Consider the following 19,044-nt stretch of genomic DNA (forward strand, 5'->3'; position numbering starts at 1 on the left):
GCGATCCGGCTGGGCAACCTGGCGACCACGTACAGCGACCTGGGCCGGCACGCAGAGGCCCTGCCACTGGAGGAACGGGCACTGCAGACGACGGCGGGGCCGGTCGCCACGGCGGGCGTGCCCAGCGCCCGGCGCACCTCGTCCGCCGCCCCTTCCGTGAGGCACAGGTACCGGTCGTTGCCGGGATGCAGCCACTGCCGGTGCACGGCGAAGTCCACCAGGAAGACGGCGCTCGGCACCCGCAGCCGGCCGCGGGCCCGGAGGTGGCCGGTGAGCTGCGCGGCGAGGTGGAAGACGCACACCACCACGTCGGCCTCCAGCCGCTCCACGAGCTCGGTCAGCCGGTCACCGGCGAGCCGGGCCAGCGGCACCCCGCTGGGGCGCGGACCCCGGCCGGCGCGCAGGAACGCACCGTAGACACCGGCGTACGCCCACGGGAAGTGGCGTACCGACGCCTGGTAGGAGCGGCGCAGTGCGTCGCCCAGGCCGTACGGCAGCAGCCGCAGGAGGTCGGCCACATGCGGGTCGTGTCCGGACGCCGCGGCTCGGCGCGCCAGTTCGGTGGCTACGGTGTCATGACCGGCCCCCATGCTCGCGCTCAGGATCAGCGGGCGCCGCCGGCCGCTCGGCGGGACGGGTTCCGTGGAGGGCACCTCGGCAGGAGTACGCACGGGGTCCGATTCTCCGGTGGGCGCCACCCGCAAACCGCTCATCCGGCCGCCGTGTCGCCCGACCGCCGGCCCGCGACACGGCAGCGGTGCGAGTTGCCCGGACGGCGCCGGGGTGGATGAATCGGCTCAGGACAGCGTGTGGGCGGCGAGCACGGGAGGAGCCGTGAGGCGGTTGCGGCGCGGCCTGCACCGCGCTTGGGAGTGGCTCAGGGTCGGGGTCCTGCTCGACCGCGGCCGCGAGCTGGAACTGATGCACCGGGCCATGGGGTTCGCGACCCTGGCGCTGGTGACGCTGGCACCGATGCTGATCGTGGTGGCCGCCGCCGATCCCCTGGTGAGGGGCGGTTTCGCCTCATGGCTCACCGACGGCATGGGCCTGTCCGGCCGGTCCGCCCATGTGCTCACCGACGTCATCAGCCCACCGCGCAACGTCATCGGCACGACCAGCGTCTGGGGCGGTGTGCTGCTCGCCGTCTTCGGTGTGTCCTTCGGCGGCAGCGTGCAGAACGCCTACGAACGGATCTGGAGCCTCGCCTCCGGCCCCTGGCACCGGGTCTGGCGGCAGGCGACCTGGCTGATCGTGCTCACCGCCTACCTCTACCAGGAGGTGGCGACCAAGAACACCCTGCACGGGGGCCAGCGGATCGTGCTGTCCACGGTGACCGGCGTGCTGTTCTTCTGGTGGGGGCAGCGCTTCCTGCTCGGCGGCCAGGTCGCCTGGCGCTCCCTGCTGCCGGGCGCGCTCGCCACCGTCGTCGGCCTGGCCGGCCTGCGGGCCTTCTCCTACCTCGTCTTCACCCCGCTCATCGTCACCAACGCGCTCAGCTACGGCGCCGTCGGCACCGTCCTCGTGGTCGAGTCCTGGCTCATCGGCGTCGGTTTCGTCATCTACGGCGGCGCCCTGTTCGGCCGCTGGTTTTGCGAGCACCACTGGATGCCGGCCCACGACGACGGGGGAGACGAGACGCCGCAGCCGCGCCGGGGCAAGTACTGAACGCTCCCGGCCGCCGGTCACCGCGGACGCTACGTCAGCTGCCGGCGCACCAGCTCGTGCAACCGGCCCGTGGTGTCGGCGAGCAGCTCCGCCGGCGCGCCCTGCTGCACCACCTTGCCGTCCTCCATCACGATCACCCGGTCGGCGTCCAGGACCGTCGACAGCCGGTGCGCGATGACGACCCGGGTGGCGTTCAGCTTGCGGGTGCTGTCGATGACGATGCGCTGGGTGTCGTTGTCCAGGGCGCTGGTGGCCTCGTCGAAGAAGAGGATGCGCGGCCGCCGGATCAGGGCCTGGGCGATCATCAGGCGCTGCCGCTGACCGCCGGAGATCGCGCCGTTGCCGGCCACGATGGTGTGCAGGCCCATCGGCATCCGCTTGATGTCCTCCGCGAGCCCCGCCATCTCGGCCGCCGCCATCGCCTCCTCCGGCGTGTACGGCTCGGTGCCGCAGATGACGTCCAGGATGGAGCCGGTGAACGGCTGGGCGTGCTGGAGCACGACCCCGCACTGGCGGCGCACCGCCGACTGGTCGAGCGCCCCGAGGTCCTGGCCGTCGTACAGGACGCTGCCGGAGACCGGTTTGTCGAAGCCGATCAGCAGCCGGAGCAGGGTGGACTTGCCGCAGCCGCTCGGGCCGACGACCGCGACGAACTCGCCCGGCCGGACGGCGAAGGACACGTCGTCCAGGACGAGCGGGCCGTCGTCGGCGTACCGGAAGGAGAGCCGGCGGGTCTCGATCGCGCCGGACAGCGGGCCCGGCCGGGTGCTCGCCTCCCGCACCTCGGGCGTCGCCTCGAAGACCGGCCTGATCTCCTCGAACAGCGGCAGCGCGGCCACGGCGGAGACGAAGGAGCCGGTCAGCTGGGTGACCGAGGTCAGCACCATCGTCACCGAGGTGTTGAAGGTCAGGAAGTCGGCCGCCGACATCGCGCCCCGCGCCGGGCCCGCCAGCAGCATGAACATCAGCAGCGTGCACACCGGCAGGTAGATCCCGCCGAGCACCGTGGTGAGGTTCTTGATCCGGCCGACCTTCTGCTGCAGCTCCCGGCTGCGCGCGAACTCCCGGGCCCAGGCCGCGTAGGCGTAGTTCTCGGCCGCCGCCACCCGCAGCTTCGGCAGGCCCCGCAGCGTCTGGAAGGCCTGGTTGTTGAGCTTGTTGCCGAGCACCGTCAGCTTCCGCTGCCAGCGCACCTGCCACAGCCCGAGCCCGAGGAAGACCGCCGCGATCACGACGAGCATGCCGATCGCCGCCATGGCCAGGGACGGGCTGTACCAGAACAGCAGGCCCAGGTTCATCGCACCGACCGTCACCGACTGCACGACCACCGGCCCGACGCCGGCCAGCAGCCGGCGGATCGCGCTGATGCCCATGGCGGCACTGGCGAGTTCACCGGTGGAGCGCTGGGTGAAGAACCGGGTCGGCAGCCTCAGCAGCCTGTCCCACACGGCGGGCTGCAGCGCGGCCTCGATCCGCCCCTCCAGCCGCAGGATGGAGAGGTTCTCCAGCAGTGTGAACGCCGCCGCGACCACCCCGCTCACCATCACGGCCAGGCACACCTGGACGATCAGGCCCTCCTGCGCCCTCGGCACGTACTCGCCGAGCACCTTGCCCGTCGCGATCGGCACCAGTGCGCCGATCGCCACCGTCACCAGGCCCGCCAGCAGCAGGCTCAGCAGATCGCCGCGGGTGCCCTGGAGGCTGAAGCGCAGCAGACCGGGCAGCGAGAGCGCCTTGTCGGGCAGCGGCCGGTAGAACATCACCGCGCGCGGCTCGAACTCCTCCGCGTTCGCCTTCTCGATCGGTGTCTCGCGTCCGGTGCCGGGATGGACGGCCACGTACCCGCCGCGCCGCCACAGCAGCGCGACCGGAGCCCCGGACAGCGCCCGGTGCCCGACCAGCGGGCCCACGTTCTCCCGCCACCAGCGTCCCTGCAGCCGTACGGCCCGGGTGCGCACCCGGGAGGCGAGCGCCACCCGCTCGACGGGGTCGAGGCGGTCGCTCTCGGTGCCGCTCTGCGCGGGCTCCGCCAGGGTGATCCCGGCCGCCTCGGCGACCAGCTTGCAGGCCGCGTAGCCCGCGTCGGCGTCGGCGGCCGTCGTACGGCGGGCCGAGCGCTTGCCGATGGACGCCAGCAGTGTCCGGTCGGCCTGGGCACGGATCTCCTCGCCGGCCTTGATCCCGGCGGCCGCGCGGGTCTCGTGGGTGCGCTCCAGCTGCTCGATCCAGCGGTCCAGGGCGGTCAGCAGCCGGTACTGCTGGTCGACCATGGACTGCCACAGCGCCGGGTCCATCAGCAGATCGGCGGCGGCCTCCGCGCCGTACAGCGAGCCGTACTGGACGCTGCCCGGCGGCACCTGCATCCAGAACACGTCGTCGTCGGTGGGCGCCTGGGACCGCTCCTCGGCCATCGGGGCCTGGAAGAGGACGGACAGACCGCGGCCGACGCCGAGCGCGACCGCGTACTCCAGCGGGCTGGTGGCGGGCGGCACGTACTGGGGGTTGCCGTACTCGTCGTACGACCATGTCTGGGTGTTGGCGGGCTGGTACAGCTCGCGCAGGTTGACGCGGTGCACCACGCAGTCCCGTACCGGGCGGGCCACCAGGGTGTGCTGGGGCCCGGCGACCGGACCGAGCAGCAGCGCGCCCGCCTCCAGCCGGCCCAGGTGGTGCCAGTGGCCCTGCTGGACGGCGTCCACCGCGAACAGGTCCAGCGCGCCGGCCGCGACCAGCCACAGCACCTGCGGGCCCTCCAGGTCCAGGCGGTTGTGGCCGGCGCAGTCCAGGCGCGTGCCCAGCGAGCCGAGCGCGCCGAGGACGAGGTCGTCTCCGTACCCCTCCTGCACAGTCGTCATCTCATCGCTCCCTGACCAGCGCGGCGTACGCGCCGCCGTGTGCCACCAGCTCCTCGTGCCGGCCGCGCTCGACGACCGTGCCGTGCTGCAGCACGACGATCTCGTCGCTGTCGCGGACGGTGCTCAGCCGGTGCGCGATGACCACGCAGGCGCAGCCGCGCCGGCGCAGGTTGTCCATCACGACCAGCTCGGTCTCCGCGTCCAGCGCGCTGGTCACCTCGTCCAGCACCAGGATGCTCGGCCGGCGAACCAGCGCCCGCGCGATCTCCAGGCGCTGGCGCTGACCGCCGGAGAAGTTGTGGCCGTCCTGCTCGACCCTGCTGTGGATGCCGCCGGGCCGGCGCATCACCACCTCGTACAGGGCCGCGTCCTTCAGCGCCTCCACCACGGCCTCGTCCGGGATCGACGGGTCCCACAGCGCCACGTTGTCGCGGACCGAGCCCTCGAAGAGGAACACGTCCTGGTCGACGAAGGAGACGGAGGAGGCGAGCGCGCCGCGCGGGATGTCCTCGAGACGGCGGCCGTCGATCCGGATCACCCCGTCCCAGGGCGCGTACAGGCCCGAGATCAGCCGGGACACCGTCGACTTGCCGCTGCCGGAGCCGCCGACCAGGGCCACCTGCTGACCGGGGCCCACGGTCAGGTCGAAGCCGCTCAGCAGGGGCTGGTCCAGCGGGCTGTAGCCGAAGGTGACGTTCTCCAGCTCGACGTGTCCCTGCAGCCGGCGTGTGGAGTCGGCGCCGCCCGGACGGGCGTAGAGCGGGTCGGCCTGGAAGTTCTCCACGTCCTTCAGCCGGGCCACGTCGGCCGCGAAGTCCTGGATGCGGCCCGCCACGCCGTTGAGCCGGGTGAGGGGCGCGGTGAACCGGGTGACCAGCGCCTGGAAGGCGACCAGCAGACCCACCGAGATGTGTCCCTCGACGGCGCGCAGGCCGCCGATCCACAGGATCAGCGCGCTGTTGAACGTGGCGAGCGTCGGAGCGACCACGCCGAGCCAGGCACTCGGCACGCCGAGCCGCTGCTGCTCCTCCAGCGTGGTGGCGTGCTGTCCGGCCCACTTGCGGAAGTAGCCGTCCTCGCCGCCGGTCGCCTTCATCGTCTCGATCAGCTGAAGGCCGGTGTACGAGGTGTTGGTCAGGCGTGCCGTGTCCGCGCGCAGCTTCGCCGTCCGCGTCGCGCGCAGCCGTACGACCAGGCGCATCGCGACCACGTTGAGCAGGGCCACGCCGATGCCGACGAACGTCAGCTGCGGGTCGTAGGTGTAGAGCAGCACGGCGTACAGGACGACGACGACCGCGTCCACGCCGGCCGCCGCGAGGTCGCGGGCCAGGGTCTCGGCGACCTGGTCGTTGGACTGCAGCCGCTGCACCAGGTCGGCGGGGGAGCGCTGGGCGAAGAACGTCACCGGCAGCCGCAGCAGATGGCGCAGGAAGCGGGCGCTGGAGAGGGTGGAGGAGATGATCCGGCCGTGCAGCAGGTTGGACTGCTGCAGCCAGGTCAGCACCAGGGTGAGCAGCACACAGGTGCCCATCGAGGCGAACAGCACGCCCAGCAGGGAGGTCTGGCCGCCGATGAGGAACTTGTCGATGTAGGTGCGGCTGAGCGCGGGCACGGCGGCGCCGACCGCGACCAGCAGCAGGCTGGCCAGGACGGCGGCGGGCAGGGTGCCGGCGGTGCCGCGCAGCCGGGCCGGCATCGCGCCGAGCACGCCGGTCCGGCGGCCGCCCTTGGTGAAGCCGTCGCCCGGCTCCAGCACCAGCACCACACCGGTGAAGCTGCCGTCGAACTCCTCCATGGGCACGAAACGGCGGCCCTTGGCGGGGTCGTTGATGTACACGCCCCGCCGGCCGAAGCGGCGGCCCATGCCGTCGTAGACGACGTAGTGGTTGAACTCCCAGAAGAGGATGGCCGGTGACCGCACCTCGGCGAGGGCGGCCAGGTCCATCTGCATGCCCTTGGCGGTCAGACCGTAGCTGCGGGCCGCCTTCAGCAGGTTGGAGGCGCGCGAGCCGTCGCGGGAGACACCGCAGGCGATGCGCAGCTCCTCCAGCGGGACGTGCCGGCCGTAGTGGCCGAGGACCATGGCGAGGGAGGCGGCGCCGCACTCGACGGCCTCCATCTGGAGGACGGTGGGCGTACGGACCGTACCGCCACGCGGCTTGGGCACCGGCCGCTTGGCCGGGGCGGCGCGTCTGCGGCCGCGTTCCTGGGTGGTGCTCACGGCAGCAGCCAATCGACGGGATGCTGGTCGGCCAGCTTGATGGAACCGGAGGCGAGCGTCATGGAGTCCAGGCGGAACGGAGGCCCGTCGGTGGTGGACCACCGGTAACCGCTCCTGGTGGTCGTCGACCTGTCGAGTGCGACCAGGACGGCCACCGGGCGGCCCTTGCTCGTGAACTGCTGGCCGAGCTGGCTGTCGCCGAGGAACGCGGAGATCGACTGGGCGGACTGCGCCGCGCGGTCCACCGACTTCACCTCGCCGCGCAGCACGCCGTAGGTCTGCGTCGGCACCGAGGACACGGTGAGGTCGACGGAGGCGTGGGCCGGGATGGCGGCGGCGTTCTCGGCGGGGACGTACACGGTCGCGTACAGCGGGTCGGAGGCGTGGGCGATCCTCTCTACGGCGGCGACGTCGGTGCCGGTCTGGATGATCTGCCCGATGGTGGCGGCGAGCGTGGTGACGCGGCCCGCGGCGACCGTACGAACCACCGAATCGCCCTGTGACGTACGGACCTTGAGCACGGCGGCGCCTGCGGGGAGCCGTTCGCCCTGTTTCGCGAGGACGGCCGTGACCTGGCCGGACACCGGGCTCTGCAGCAGATAGCTGCCCTGCCCGTGGGTGAGGACGGCCGGTGCGCTCACGGTGGAGGCGACCGAACCGGTCACCGCCCAGACGGAGGCCGCCGCCATGACGACGACGGTGACGCCCAGGGCGAGCCAGCCCTGGGGGCGGGCAAGGCGCACCGGGAGGTCCAGTTCTTCCGGTGACTGGAGCTTGGCGAGGGCCTGTTGACGGAACTGCACGGAACTTCCCTCACCTGTGGGAGAGACGCTGGTGTTTCAGGCATCCGAGAGCCCCGGAGCCGAGGTACGGCTCCGGGACCTTCGATGCGACGAGGTGCGATCAGAGACCGGCGACCAGGTCGGTGACCGGCTGAACGTTCAGGCCGGTGACACCCTCGACGGTGCCGATGGCGGTGTTGGTCAGGCCGGAAACCGGGGCGACGCCGTTGACGGCACCGGTCACGGTGTTCAGGGCGTTCAGGGACAGACCGCCGGAAACGTTGTCCAGCTCGGCGTCCGAGATCTCGACGGTCTCAACCTGGGGGGTGGAGTTCATGATGGAACTTCCCTTCCTAATGGGTATTTCACAAGGGGGGAGCGGCCCCCTCTGGGGACAGACGGACGGCCGCGACCGCGGGCGCCGGGCCCCCGTCGCCGGGAGCCCGCCGCGACCCCCGCGGTGCGATGGATCAAAGCACGCAGCCGGGGCGGGCTTCCAATCAACCAGGGCTCTCACCAGGGCACTTGAGTCACAAAAGGGTTCATCCGTGCAGGCGTGCGCACGCCATGTCGGCGACTCCTTCACATGTGGCGCGACATCGGTGTGCCCGGCCCCTTGCCCGCCGTACGGCGAATCCGGCACTCCTCACCAAAGGAGTGCCGGGGGGCGCGCGAATGTGCAGATCCCCGACCGACGGTGCCTTGGTTGAGTATTCAATGTGTAGATTCCCTGAAGCATGGGTTCCGCATAGCGCTCGGAACAGACCGTTACCGATCGGTAGCGGATCGTGTCAGCCCAAGATCGCGTACACCGTGCTCGCCCGGGCCGCGAGCGCCCCCGAGCCGGCGTCGCTCAGGGCGATGTCCGCGAACGCCATCCGGCGGCCCAGCTTCGTCAGGACCGCTTCGATCCGGACATCCGAACCGGTCACCGCCCGCTGGAACGACGTCGACTGCTGCACCGTCGTCATCGGGACGAAGCCGCCCCGCGCGGCCGAGACCGCGATCACCGTCGCCGTGTCGGCGGCCGCCATCAGCGCCTGCCCCGACAGCCCGCCGCCCTCCCGGGCCAGCCGCTGCGACCAGGGCAGTCGCAGCACGGCCCGGTCCTCGCCCACCGCCTCGACGGTCAGTCCGAGATCCAGCACCCAGGGGGCGAAGTTGGCGGAGAGGATCTTGTCGGCTTCGGCGGTGGTCATCGTCATGTGCGGGATTGTTCCCGGCGCCCCGCCGCGACACGCGGGGCGTGGCCGATTCGCCCGCCCGGCACGGCCGTTGGGAAACGGAATTGAACACACCGCGCGGCGGGTGCGTACGTACGGCCATCCAGGCGCCCCGAAACGAACTGCCCACAAGCGGCAGACCCCCCGTCCCCAGGAGGTCGAGAAGTTTGAGTCACAAGCGAATGCCCAAGCGCAAGGCCGCGATAGCGGTGGGCGGTGTCGCGGCGCTCGGAGCGGCGGCCCTTCTGCTGCCCAACGCCAACGCCTCGCAGGACAAGAACGACACGGCGTCGGGTGCCACCGGCTCCGCGAAGACCCTGAAGGCCACGCAGGCGTCCGGTCTCGCCGCCCAGCTCCAGAAGGCTCTCGGCGACGCCTTCGCCGGGTCCTACTTCGACAGCGCCAAGCAGCAACTCGTCGTCAACGTGGTCAACGGTGACAGCAACACGATCGTCCAGGCGGAGAAGGCGGGTGCGGTCGTCCGCCAGGTGAAGAACAGCACGCGCGACCTCAAGGCCGCCGCCACGACGCTGAAGACCAAGGCGACCATCCCCGGCACTTCCTGGGCCGTGGACCCGCGGACCAACAAGGTCCTCGTCACCGCCGACTCCACCGTCACCGGCGCCAAGTGGAACAGACTGCAGTCGACCGTGCAGAGCCTCGGCTCCGGCACGGCCACGCTGAAGAAGTCCGCCGGCACCTTCAAGACCTTTGTCTCGGGCGGCGACGCCATCTTCGCCCAGACCCAGCAGGGCGGCGTCCGCTGCTCCCTCGGCTTCAACGTCACCGCCTCCGACGGCAGCCCCGCCTTCCTGACGGCCGGTCACTGCGGTGTCGCCGCCAAGGACTGGTCCGACTCGCAGAACGGCCAGCCCATCGCCACCGTGGACCAGGCGAAGTTCCCCGGCAACGACTTCTCGCTCGTCAAGTACAACGACCCGAGCACGCAGGCGCCCAGCGAGGTCAACGCGGGCAACGGCCAGACCGTCCAGATCACCCAGGCCGCCGACGCCACCGTCGGCGAGACCGTGTTCCGGATGGGCTCCACCACCGGACTGCACGACGGCCAGGTCACCGGGCTCGACGCCACCGTCAACTTCCAGAGTGAGACGAACCCCGGCGGGGTCGACACCGTGAACGGCCTCATCCAGACCAACGTCTGTGCCGAAGCCGGCGACAGCGGCGGCTCCCTGTTCACCCAGGACGGCGGCGCCGTCGGCCTCACCTCCGGCGGCAGCGGCGACTGCACCAGTGGCGGCGAGACCTTCTTCCAGCCGGTCACCGCCGCCCTGCAGGCCACCGGTGCGACGCTCGGCGGCGGCGGCAACGCCGGCAACGGCGCGGGCGACCAGTCGGGGTCCGCGGCCCCGTCGGCCTCGGCCGGCGACCAGTCGGGCTCCGCCGACCCCTCGGCCTCGGCGGGCGACCAGTCCGGTGCCGGTGACCAGTCCGGCGCGGGCGGCGACCAGATCGGCGGCTCCGCCGACCCGTCCGCCTCGGCCGGCGACCAGTCCGGCACCGGCTCGGCGAGCGACGGGTCGTCCCTGACCAGCTCGCGGTAGCGCTCCGCGGACGTCCTGGCCGCGACAGCGCCGTCGTCCATCCGCGGCGCTCTCGTGGCGGCGCGCGCCCGCACGGCGCAGCCGCACCTCCATGCAGCCCCGCGTCTGCGGGTGCTGTCCCGCCCCGCGGCTCCACGCCGGCCTCACCCGCGGTTCCGGCCGGCGGGGGACGGTCCGGCCCTCCGGCGGGAGGGCCGGACCGTCAGGCGTCGTCGCGCGCCGGCAGCAGCATGACCGCCACGTCGTCCACCCGGTCCCGCGCCGCCGCGCTCCGCCGCACGAGCTCGTCCGCCCGTTTCTCCAGCGGCTGGTCGCCGATCTCCGACAGCAGCGCCCCCAGGCCGACCAGCGCGTCCTCGATGTCGACGGCGGGTGTCTCCACCAGACCGTCCGTGTACAGGACGAGCACCGAGCCGGGAGCGAGCGGCACCTCGGCCGTCGGGTACACCACGGCCCCGTCGATCCCGTGCAGCGGGCCGCCCGCCAGGTCCGGCACTCGCGCGCGCCCGTCCGGCAGCACCGCCGGCGCGAACGGATACGGCAGCACGACCGCGATGCGCGGACAGCAGCGGGCCATCTCCTCCTCGCCGCGCCCACCCACACCAGCTGCCGTCGGCGCGCCGCGTCGGCCACCGGGATCGGCGCGCTCAGCCCGACCCCCTCCCACGGATGCGGCCGTTGCCGTACCGGCCGCCGGTTCCGGTGCCGGTTCCTGCCCGTAGGACACGCCTCCGACCTCCTCGCACGGCGAGTGTCCCGGGCGCGGGCAGAGGCGCCCTCCGGGGGACGCCGCCGGATACCCCGTCCGCCCGCAACCATGCCCGGTCAGCAGAAGCGCGGGCGGCGTACGGGCGCCCCGCATGCGCCCCCGCGCACCCTTATGGCCGGATCTCCGCGCCCGCGAGCGGTACCAGCACCCAAGAATGGGCACGCGCTGTCCCGTGCCCGGTCATGGCGGAGCGTGGCGGACCGCGCGGGGCACGAGGTGCGGGACGCGACGGCACGGGCGGCGACGAGGAACCGGTGTGGACGACGATCCGAGGGGGCGGACTGGTGATCCGGGTGCTTCTGGTGCACGACGCGTGTCTGGTGCGATCGGTCCTGGCGGAGTGGCTGCGGGGAGAACCCGGTCTCGATGTCGACGACACGCCGTGGCAGGGCGTCGGCGCGAGGGTGCGGTCCTTATGCCCGGACGTGTGCGCGGCGGATCTCGACGGTGCCGACGGCCATGGGGTGCCGCCGCTCGGTGAACTGCGCCCGCCAGGCACCGGCGGCCGGGCGCCGGCGCTCGTGGTGCTGGCCCAGGCCGACCGGCCGGGCCTGCTGAAACGGGCGGCGGAGGCGGGCGCCCTGGGTTTCGTCGACAAGGCGGGCTCACCGGACCGGCTGGTGCGAGCCATCCGGTCCGTCGCAGCGAGGGAACGTTTCGTCGATGCCTCGCTGGGCTTCGGGTTCCTCAAGGCGTCCCAGATGCCGCTGACCAGACGCGAGCTGAGCGTGCTGTCGCTGGCGGCCGGCGGCGCGTCCATCGCGGAGATCGCCGGCAGCCTGCACCTGTCCCACGGGACCGTGCGCAACTACATGGCGGCGATCACCCGCAAGACCGGCGCGCGCAACCGGATCGACGCGATTCGCATATCCCGCGGGGAGGGGTGGGTCTGACTAGCCCGGCAGGGGCGCCGGGTGGCCGGACCAGCCGGCGGTCAGATCCCGGTACAGGGCCGAGGTGCGCAGCAACTCACCGTGGGTGCCACAGGCGGTGCGCGCGCCGTCCATGACGAGGATCAGGCCGGCGCGGCGCGCGGAGCTGATCCGGTGGGCGACGACGACGAGGGTGCCGCCCGGGCGCGCCGCGAAGGCCCGTTCGGCGCGCGCCTCGGCCGCCGGATCGAGATGGCAGGTCGCCTCGTCCAGCAGGGCCAGCGGGGCGGGGGAGAGGTACGCGCGGGTCAGCGCGATGAGCTGCCGCTCGCCGGCGGAGAGCGTCGCCGGGTCCACCCGGGCGCCCGGGCCGCCCAGTGTTCCGAGCAGGGGCGTGAGCCCGACCGCGTCGGCGGCCGCGAGGAGTTCGTGCACGGGAACCGGGTCGGAGCGGTGCAGGGTCAGGTTCTCGGCGAGGGTGCCGGTGTGGACGTACGCCTCCTGCGGGATGAGCACGCTCGCCGAGGCCCGGACGGTGCCGTGCCGCGGTGTCAGCAGGCCGGCGATCAACGCGGTGAGCGTCGACTTGCCGATCCCGCTCGGGCCTACGACGGCCAGGTGGGCGCCGCTGGGGAGAGTGAGGTCGAGGTCGTCCAGGACGGGTTCGCTCGCGGGGCCGTAGGCGAAGGTGACGGAGGTGAGGGACAGCGCGGGTGGGGGGTGCGGTGGTCGTGCCGGGGCCCGCCCCGGGTCCGCGGCGGAGTCGCCGACGCCTGCCGCCACGCGCCCCTGGGCCGGCTGTGCCTCCTGGTGCGGTGGGCCGTTCCGGGTCAGCCGGCGGAGCACCACGGTCAGCCGGGCACCGCTCGTGCCCAGGCCGTGGACCAGGTTCTGCAGGGCCGGGAGCAGGGACTGGGTGACGTAGGCGAGGGCGCCGACCAGGGCCCCCGGCGTGACGCCGTGCCCGAGCAGCCAGGGGGCGGTGACCAGCAGCAGTACCGCCGGCAGTTCGCCGCCCACCGCCAGCGCGGCCACCCGGGCCACGCTCCAGCGGGCCAGGGCACGGGCGGCCCGCAGTTCCGCGTCGGTGCGCTCGCCGACGGCGTCGGCGACGCTCTTCTCGGCGCCGGACGCCGTGACGTCCCGCAATCCCGGGCAGACCGCGCCCAGTTCCTCGGCCAGCTCCTCGTCGGCCGCCAGGAACGCCTCCTGACGGCGGGCCAGCGGTCCGAGCGTCGCGGCGAACACGGCCACGCCGGCGAGCAGCGGCGGCAGCACGACCGCCAACAGCAGCGGATCCAGCGAGAACAGCCCGACCAGGGCACCGGCGGCGGTGAACAGGAACGAACGGGACACCATCACCACACCGGCGAGCGTGTCCCGGGCGATCTCCACCTGCTGGGTCAGCCCGGACAGGGCACCCGCGTCCGCCTCCCGCACCCCGCGCCCGACCACCTGCCGCACGAGCAGGTCCCGGGCCGGCTCGACCAGCGCGGCGACCACGCCGTACACCCGCCCGGTGCCGTACGCCCCGGCACCCACGGCGATTCCCGCGGCCCCCAGCCACAGCATGCCCGTACGCGCGTTCCCGGCCAGGAAGCCGGCGTCCAGCGCCCGCGCGAGCGCGTATCCCACGGCGAACGTCTGGGCCGCCTCCAGCACGGACCAGGCACCGAGCGGGATCAGCACCCGCCACCGCGCACGCAGGAACGGGTACGCGTGCGCGCGCACGCCCCTGGTGACAGTTCCCGCGTCCGTCTCCCCGGAACGGCGTCCTCCGCCGCGCGTGTCCGTCAACTCCCGCTCCCTTCCGGCCCCGACCGTTCCTTGCCGCGTGAGCCCGCGGGCGGTCGTGCGGGGTGGTCGTGCCGTGTCGCGGTCGTGCATCGGGTGGTGGTTCCGTTCGTGGGGCCTTCCGCGGTCGGGGGGTTGCCCGGCGCGTCCGTCCGTCGGCCTCGCCTCGGCGGGCCGGTACGGCGTGTGCGGGCGGGTCCTTCAGTCCCGCGTCTTCCTTCCGGCCGTCCCCCCGCGCTGCTGTCGGTGATCCCCGCCGGCGGCCGTGCGGGTGCTCGTGTCGTGGCGCGGTCGTGCATCGGGTTGTGGCTCCGTTCGTGCGGCCTTCCGCGGATGGGGGGTTGCCCTACGCGTCCGTCCGTCGGCCTCGCCTCGGCGGGCCGGTACGGCCGGCGTGTGCGGGCGGGGCCCTCAGTTCCGCGTCTTCCTTCCGGGCGCCGCCTCGATGCCGTCGGTGGTTCCCGTCGCCGTCCGCCTGCCGGGCTCGTCCCCGGCGGGGGCGCGGCCGCGGGGTCCGTCCCGCGCCGCGACGTCCGACCGGGTGGCCGCGCCCTCGGTTCCCGGCGCACCGTCATCGCCCCCGAACACGGCCCGGTAGCCCGCCTCCTGCCACAGCTCCCGGTGTGTCCCGACCGCCCGGATGCGGCCGGCGTCCAGCCAGGCCACCCTGTCCGCGCGGGCCGCCGTCGCCGCGCGGTGGGCGATCAGCAGGCGGGTCCGGTCCGGGTCGGGAGCCAGCAGGGTCCGGGTGATGTGGTGTTCCGTGACCGTGTCGAGGCTGGACAGGGCGTCGTCGAGGATGAGCAGGCGGCCGCCGCGCGCGAAGGCGCGGGCGAGGCCGAGGCGTTGGGACTCGCCGCCGGAGCGGGGCGCGTCGGTGGTGCGGGTGGCGTAGCCGTGGGGGAGGCGCCGTACGAAGTCGTCGGCGCGGGCGCGCCGGGCGGCGCGGCGGACGGCGGCCGGCGTGGCGGACGGGAGCCCGAAGGCGATCGCGTCCTCGATGGTCGGGCCCAGCAGGACGGGGCGCTCGAAGGCGTAGGCGACGGCGCGGCGCAACTCGTCGCGGGCGAGGGCGCGCAGCGGGACGCCGTCGAGGAGGACCTCGCCCCCGTCGGGATCGGCGAGCCGGCCGGCCACCTCGGCGAGCAGGGACTTGCCGGCGCCGGAGCGGCCGACGACCGCCAGGGTGGTGCCGCCCGGAACGGTCAGATCGACCCCGTCCAGGACGGTTCGTCCGCCCCGGCGCGCCGTCACCGCCCGCAGTTCCAGCCGGCCGTTGCCGGGCGGCAGGCCAGCGGTGCCGTGTGCGGGCACGGGCTCGGCGCGCAGCTCGGCGAGCCGGCCGGTCGCCGCCCGGGCCCGGCCGAGCGCGGCCAGCTGCCCGACCAGCGCGCCGACGCCCGTGGCGAGCACCGCGTACCGGGAGGCGGCCAGCACCTCGCCCACCGACAGCCGGTGCCGGGCCAGCAGCAGCCCGGCCACCGCCAGCACGCCCAGGTTGAGCAGCGGGGCCACGGTGACCGCCTGGGCCGCGGCCCGCGCCTGCACCCGCCACATGCGGTGCCCGGCGCGCGACAGTTCGGGCAGCGGCGCCAGGATCCGGGCCGTCTCGCGCTCCTCGGCGCCCGCGGCCCGGATCGTACGGAAACCGCCCACCGCCTCCGCCAGCGCGCCGGCGATCCGGCCCTGCACCCGCTGGTAGTCGGCCACGCACGCCGAGGTGTCCCGGGCGAACGCGCGCAACAGCAGGGCGAGGACCGGCGCACCGGCGAGGAACACCGCCGCGAGCCACGGGTCGATGAGGCCGAGCGCGACCACACCCCCGACGGGTCCGGCGAGCGCGGCGAGCAGCGCGGCCAGCGCACCCGGGGCGGTCCCGGCCTGCGCGGCGTTGCCGACCAGCCGGGCCACCAGGTCCCCGGAGCCGAACCGGGCCGTCGCGCGCGGGCCCAGCGCCAGGACATGCCCGGTGAGATGCCGGCGCAGCCATGCGGTGGCGTGCGCGTCGGCGGTTGCCGTGAGCACGCCCGCGCAGCCGTCCAGCAGGGAGATCAGCAGGACGACGCCGGCACAGCCGCCCACCCAGCGGCCGGCCTCCGGGGCACGGGCCAGCAGCAGGTCGAGAGTGTGGCCGAGCAGGGCGGGCAGCAGCAGTCCGGCCGCCGTCGCGGCCGTGCTCACGGCACACAGTACGGCGCAGCGGGCGGTGCCCTGTCGCAGCACCGCACGCGACAGGGCACGGCCCGCTGGCCATGTCGCGCTGTCCGGGCGGGAGTTCATCGGCTGCGGCCTCGCTCGGGTGGCAGGGACGGGAAGGCCCCGGACGGCCCCGCCACGAGGGAGGGCGCCGTCCGGAGCCGTGGACTCACCGGCCCGGTCAGAGACAGAGCAGAACGCTCGCCGCGGAGACACACGAGAGCAGGCTCGCCGTGCTCGCGCCGGTGTGGGTGTGCTCCTCGGACTCGAGAGTCTGCAGGTCGAGCAGTGCCATGGCGTTTGTCCTTTCCTGGTTGGGGACGGGGTTGTGTGCGTCACGGCTCCGTCGGTGCGAAGCCGCGTGTGGGGGCCGCCGGTGGCGGCGGCAGGAAGGGCAGGTGCGCGGTGCCGGCGCCGTCGCGGGCCGCGGCGAGTGCGAGCAGGCAGCCTGCCGTACCGGTGGCGAGGTCCATGGACAGACGCATCATCTGGTGCCCGGGGAAGGCCAGTTGGCCCTGGTAGCCCATGGCGAACCAGCCGAGCCCCGAGATCTGCTGCTCCAGCCGCTCCCGGCTGGCACCGGGGGCCGAGCTGCGGGCGAGGTGCAGGATCAGTCCGGCGCGGCCCTGGAAGAGACCCGGCTGGGCGTAGAAGCGGGAGGTGGCGGCGGTGAGGATGCCGGCCCGGGCGCGCTCGAACTCCGCGCTGTCCGCGTGCGCGAGGTAGTCGTCCAGCACGAGTCCGATGCCGGCGCTGCCGTCGCCGAGGTAGGGCAGCGTCCGCCAGCCCTCGTCCACCTCCAGGCCGCCGCCCGCCTCCTGGGTGACACAGCGGTCCAGGTCCCGGCGCAGTGCCTCGGCCGCCGCGTCCAGGTGACGGTCCTCGCCCGTCTCCTCGTACCGCCGGATCAGGAACAGCGCGGGCCCGCTCGCACCGCGCAGCAGGCCGGCACGCCGGAGCGGGGCGTCCGGGACGGGTTCGGCGAGCCGTCGCAGCAGGATGTCGGCGGCCTCGGCCGCGTGTTGCCGCAGGGCGGGCTCGCCCGTCGTGTCCGCGAGCCGGCCGAGGACCAGGCCGAGCCCGGCGAGGCCACCGTGCAGATCGGAGGAGAGGCTGCGCCAGTTCTCCCGCAGAATGCCGTCGAGGAGATCCAACGCCCGCTGCCGGTGGCCCAGTCGGTCGAGCACCAGGGCGACGCCCGCGAGCCCGTCGTACAGGCCGAGCGGGGTGCCGGGCGGCGGCGGGGCGGTGCGGTCGAGCAGCCAGCGCTCACCCTCGTCGTACCGGCCGGCCCCGGACGCCTGAAGGGCGTACAGGACTCCGGCCGCGCCGTGTGCGAGGCCGAGGCCGCCGCCGTCCGCGAACTGTGCGATGTCACCGGGGAAGAGCCGGTCGTCGCGTTCCGGGGTGGCGGAGGCGAGGATCGCCTTGACCATCGAGTCCCGGCTGAAGGGCCAGTCGCCGGGCACCACCGGTGGCGCCGGCCGGCTGCGCCGGCCACCGGCCGGATCCCGGGTGATCTCCGCGACCGCCTCGTCCAGGAAGGCGCGCGGCACGTCCGGGAACTGCTCGGCGATCACCTCCGCGAGATGCGCCGCCTTGCCGCGGTCCACCACGAACAGCGTGGTCACCGGCAGGAACAGGGCGAGCCGCAGACAGGCCAGCGCATAGCGGTCGACGTCGGTGCCGCGGCGGTCCGGCGGGGCGAAGAAACCGGGGTGCGCGACGGTCTGCCGGGCGTTCTCGACGGCGGGTGCGGCCGCCTCGAAGTCGATGAGACGCACGGACTCCTCGTCCTCGTCCACCATGATGTTGAACACGTGCAGGTCGTTGAAGACCAGCCCGCGCGCGTGCACCGCCGCCACCGCCCGCTCCACCGCCGCGTGGATCCGCAGCGCCCACGCCGTGTACGCGGCGACCTTCGCCGGGTCGGGGTCGGGCGTGAGCAGCGGATGCCGTTCGGCGAAGAAGGAGTTGAGCGGGCGGCCCGCCAGGTGGTCCATGACCAGGAACCGGTGCTCGCCGAGCGTGAACCAGTCCCGTACCTCGGGCACCACACCGGTCCCGGCGACCCGCTCCAGCGCCGCCTTCTCCCGCTCCAGTCGCGCCACCGCGTCCGCGCCGTCGGCGGCGAGCCCCGCGTGCGGCCGGGCCTCCTTCAGCACCACCCGGCGCCCGTCGCGCGTGTCGGTGCCGGCGTACACCCCGCCGCCGTTGGAGAAGTGCAGCGCCTTCTCGATGCGGTACGGCAGCTCGCCGACCGTCGTCGTGTTGCGGGCCTGGAGATGGGGCCGCAGGAACGCGGGCAGCGTCACCCACTCGGGCACCTGGAAGGACGGCGCCCGCCGGTCCGGCACCAGGGTGCCCGCGCCGTCGGCCACCGCCGGGACCAGCGAGCCGCGCTCGTCGACGACGTACCGGCGGGCGAAGGCGCCGTAGCGGACGTAGAGCGGGCCGTCGTGCCAGCGCAGGTCGGTGAGGATGTACGGCCCCTCGAACCCCTCCAGCAGCGCGCCCAGCTCCCGCAGCGTCCCGTGCAGCTGCTCCTCGTCCGCCGGGTACACCGTGACGAACTTGCCGCTGGTGTCGCGGCCCGCGTACTTGGCGTTGCGCAGGTGCAGCAGGTGCGGCCCCGGCACGAACTTGAACGGGATGCGGCGCGGCACGCAGTAGTCCCACACGATCCCCGCGATCCGCTCCGCGTTCCCGGCGGTCGCCGAGGAGTGGATCTTCCACCCCTGGGCCGGCGACGGGAGCGGCGCGCCGTCGGCGCCGAGCGGGGTGAGCGTCAGCCAGTCCCCCGAGCGCGCCGCGTGCCAGCCCTCGGGGACTGCGCGACGCGCCGTCGCGAACAGGGGCGCGGCCTCACCGCCGGACCCCGGCAGCCGGTCGGGCGTGTCGTAGAAGTGCCCGTCGGCGAGCGCGTACACCTCGTACCGCTTGTCCATGCGCCTCCCACCCCCTCGTCGTGCGACCGGAACAGACACTCGCAGGAGTCGGACGGTGGCGGACAGTCATGTCTGTCATGAGGTCACCGTGCGGAACTCATGGGTCAACATGTGTTCGGCGGCTTTCGAACCGATCGGGCTCCCGAGCACCCGGAGC

General features: G+C 73.7%; 12 protein-coding genes and 2 pseudogenes. 3 read left to right on the top strand and 11 right to left on the bottom strand.

Annotated elements, in window-relative coordinates; translation table 11 throughout:
- Positions 1-590: pseudogene (locus tag AB0D93_RS38870) on the bottom strand (galactosyldiacylglycerol synthase); the annotation flags it as partial.
- 244 nt (positions 591-834) lie between these two features.
- On the opposite strand from AB0D93_RS38870, the gene AB0D93_RS38875 reads away from it, so the two are divergent.
- Positions 835-1,665, top strand: coding sequence for a ribonuclease BN (locus tag AB0D93_RS38875; protein ID WP_362130573.1), 831 nt, complete (start codon positions 835-837; stop codon positions 1,663-1,665).
- Between the two features lie 29 nt (positions 1,666-1,694).
- Here the strand turns inward: AB0D93_RS38875 and AB0D93_RS38880 are convergent, their stop codons facing one another.
- From AB0D93_RS38880 to AB0D93_RS38900, 5 genes are all read right to left on the bottom strand, one after another.
- Positions 1,695-4,520 carry an NHLP bacteriocin export ABC transporter permease/ATPase subunit gene (locus tag AB0D93_RS38880; RefSeq protein WP_362130576.1) on the bottom strand — a complete coding sequence of 942 codons (2,826 nt, stop codon included), beginning with the start codon at positions 4,518-4,520 and terminating at the stop codon, positions 1,695-1,697.
- Position 4,521: 1 nt separating this feature from the next.
- Positions 4,522-6,741 carry an NHLP family bacteriocin export ABC transporter peptidase/permease/ATPase subunit gene (locus AB0D93_RS38885; RefSeq protein WP_362130579.1) on the bottom strand — a complete coding sequence of 740 codons (2,220 nt, stop codon included), beginning with the start codon at positions 6,739-6,741 and terminating at the stop codon, positions 4,522-4,524.
- Positions 6,738-7,544, bottom strand: coding sequence for an HlyD family efflux transporter periplasmic adaptor subunit (locus AB0D93_RS38890; protein ID WP_362130582.1), 807 nt, complete (start codon positions 7,542-7,544; stop codon positions 6,738-6,740). The genes AB0D93_RS38885 and AB0D93_RS38890 overlap by 4 nt, the downstream gene beginning before the upstream one ends.
- Positions 7,545-7,644: 100 nt before the next feature.
- Positions 7,645-7,860 (bottom strand): type A2 lantipeptide, encoded by a 216-nt coding sequence (locus AB0D93_RS38895; RefSeq protein ID WP_362130585.1) that lies wholly within the window; start codon positions 7,858-7,860, stop codon positions 7,645-7,647.
- A gap of 454 nt (positions 7,861-8,314) precedes the next feature.
- Positions 8,315-8,728 (bottom strand): PaaI family thioesterase, encoded by a 414-nt coding sequence (locus tag AB0D93_RS38900; RefSeq protein ID WP_362130587.1) that lies wholly within the window; start codon positions 8,726-8,728, stop codon positions 8,315-8,317.
- A 200-nt stretch (positions 8,729-8,928) separates the two neighbouring features.
- On the opposite strand from AB0D93_RS38900, the gene AB0D93_RS38905 reads away from it, so the two are divergent.
- Complete coding sequence (locus AB0D93_RS38905) at positions 8,929-10,308, top strand: S1 family peptidase (RefSeq protein ID WP_362130666.1); 1,380 nt, start codon at positions 8,929-8,931, stop codon at positions 10,306-10,308.
- A gap of 202 nt (positions 10,309-10,510) precedes the next feature.
- Here the strand turns inward: AB0D93_RS38905 and AB0D93_RS38910 are convergent.
- Positions 10,511-10,834: pseudogene (locus AB0D93_RS38910) on the bottom strand (SpoIIE family protein phosphatase); the annotation flags it as partial.
- A 527-nt stretch (positions 10,835-11,361) separates the two neighbouring features.
- Here AB0D93_RS38910 and AB0D93_RS38915 point away from each other — a divergent pair.
- On the top strand, positions 11,362-11,970 hold the full coding sequence (locus AB0D93_RS38915) for a response regulator transcription factor (protein ID WP_362130669.1): 609 nt from the start codon (positions 11,362-11,364) through the stop codon (positions 11,968-11,970).
- On the opposite strand, the gene AB0D93_RS38920 is transcribed toward AB0D93_RS38915, so the two are convergent.
- The 4 genes from AB0D93_RS38920 to lanKC all read right to left on the bottom strand — a co-directional run bounded on the left by AB0D93_RS38920 (position 11,971) and on the right by lanKC (position 18,887).
- On the bottom strand, positions 11,971-13,746 hold the full coding sequence (locus AB0D93_RS38920) for an ABC transporter ATP-binding protein (RefSeq protein WP_362130590.1): 1,776 nt from the start codon (positions 13,744-13,746) through the stop codon (positions 11,971-11,973).
- A gap of 408 nt (positions 13,747-14,154) precedes the next feature.
- Complete coding sequence (locus AB0D93_RS38925) at positions 14,155-16,023, bottom strand: ABC transporter ATP-binding protein (RefSeq protein WP_362130593.1); 1,869 nt, start codon at positions 16,021-16,023, stop codon at positions 14,155-14,157.
- A gap of 97 nt (positions 16,024-16,120) precedes the next feature.
- Positions 16,121-16,234: a SapB/AmfS family lanthipeptide gene (locus AB0D93_RS38930; RefSeq protein ID WP_055704589.1), complete on the bottom strand. Its 114-nt coding sequence runs from the start codon at positions 16,232-16,234 to the stop codon at positions 16,121-16,123.
- A 40-nt stretch (positions 16,235-16,274) separates the two neighbouring features.
- Positions 16,275-18,887, bottom strand: a complete 2,613-nt coding sequence (lanKC, locus tag AB0D93_RS38935) for a class III lanthionine synthetase LanKC (RefSeq protein ID WP_362130598.1) — start codon at positions 18,885-18,887, stop codon at positions 16,275-16,277.
- Positions 18,888-19,044 lie beyond the last annotated feature (157 nt).

The sequence above is a fragment of the Streptomyces sp. NPDC048191 genome, from assembly GCF_040652655.1.
Lineage (GTDB): Bacteria > Actinomycetota > Actinomycetes > Streptomycetales > Streptomycetaceae > Streptomyces.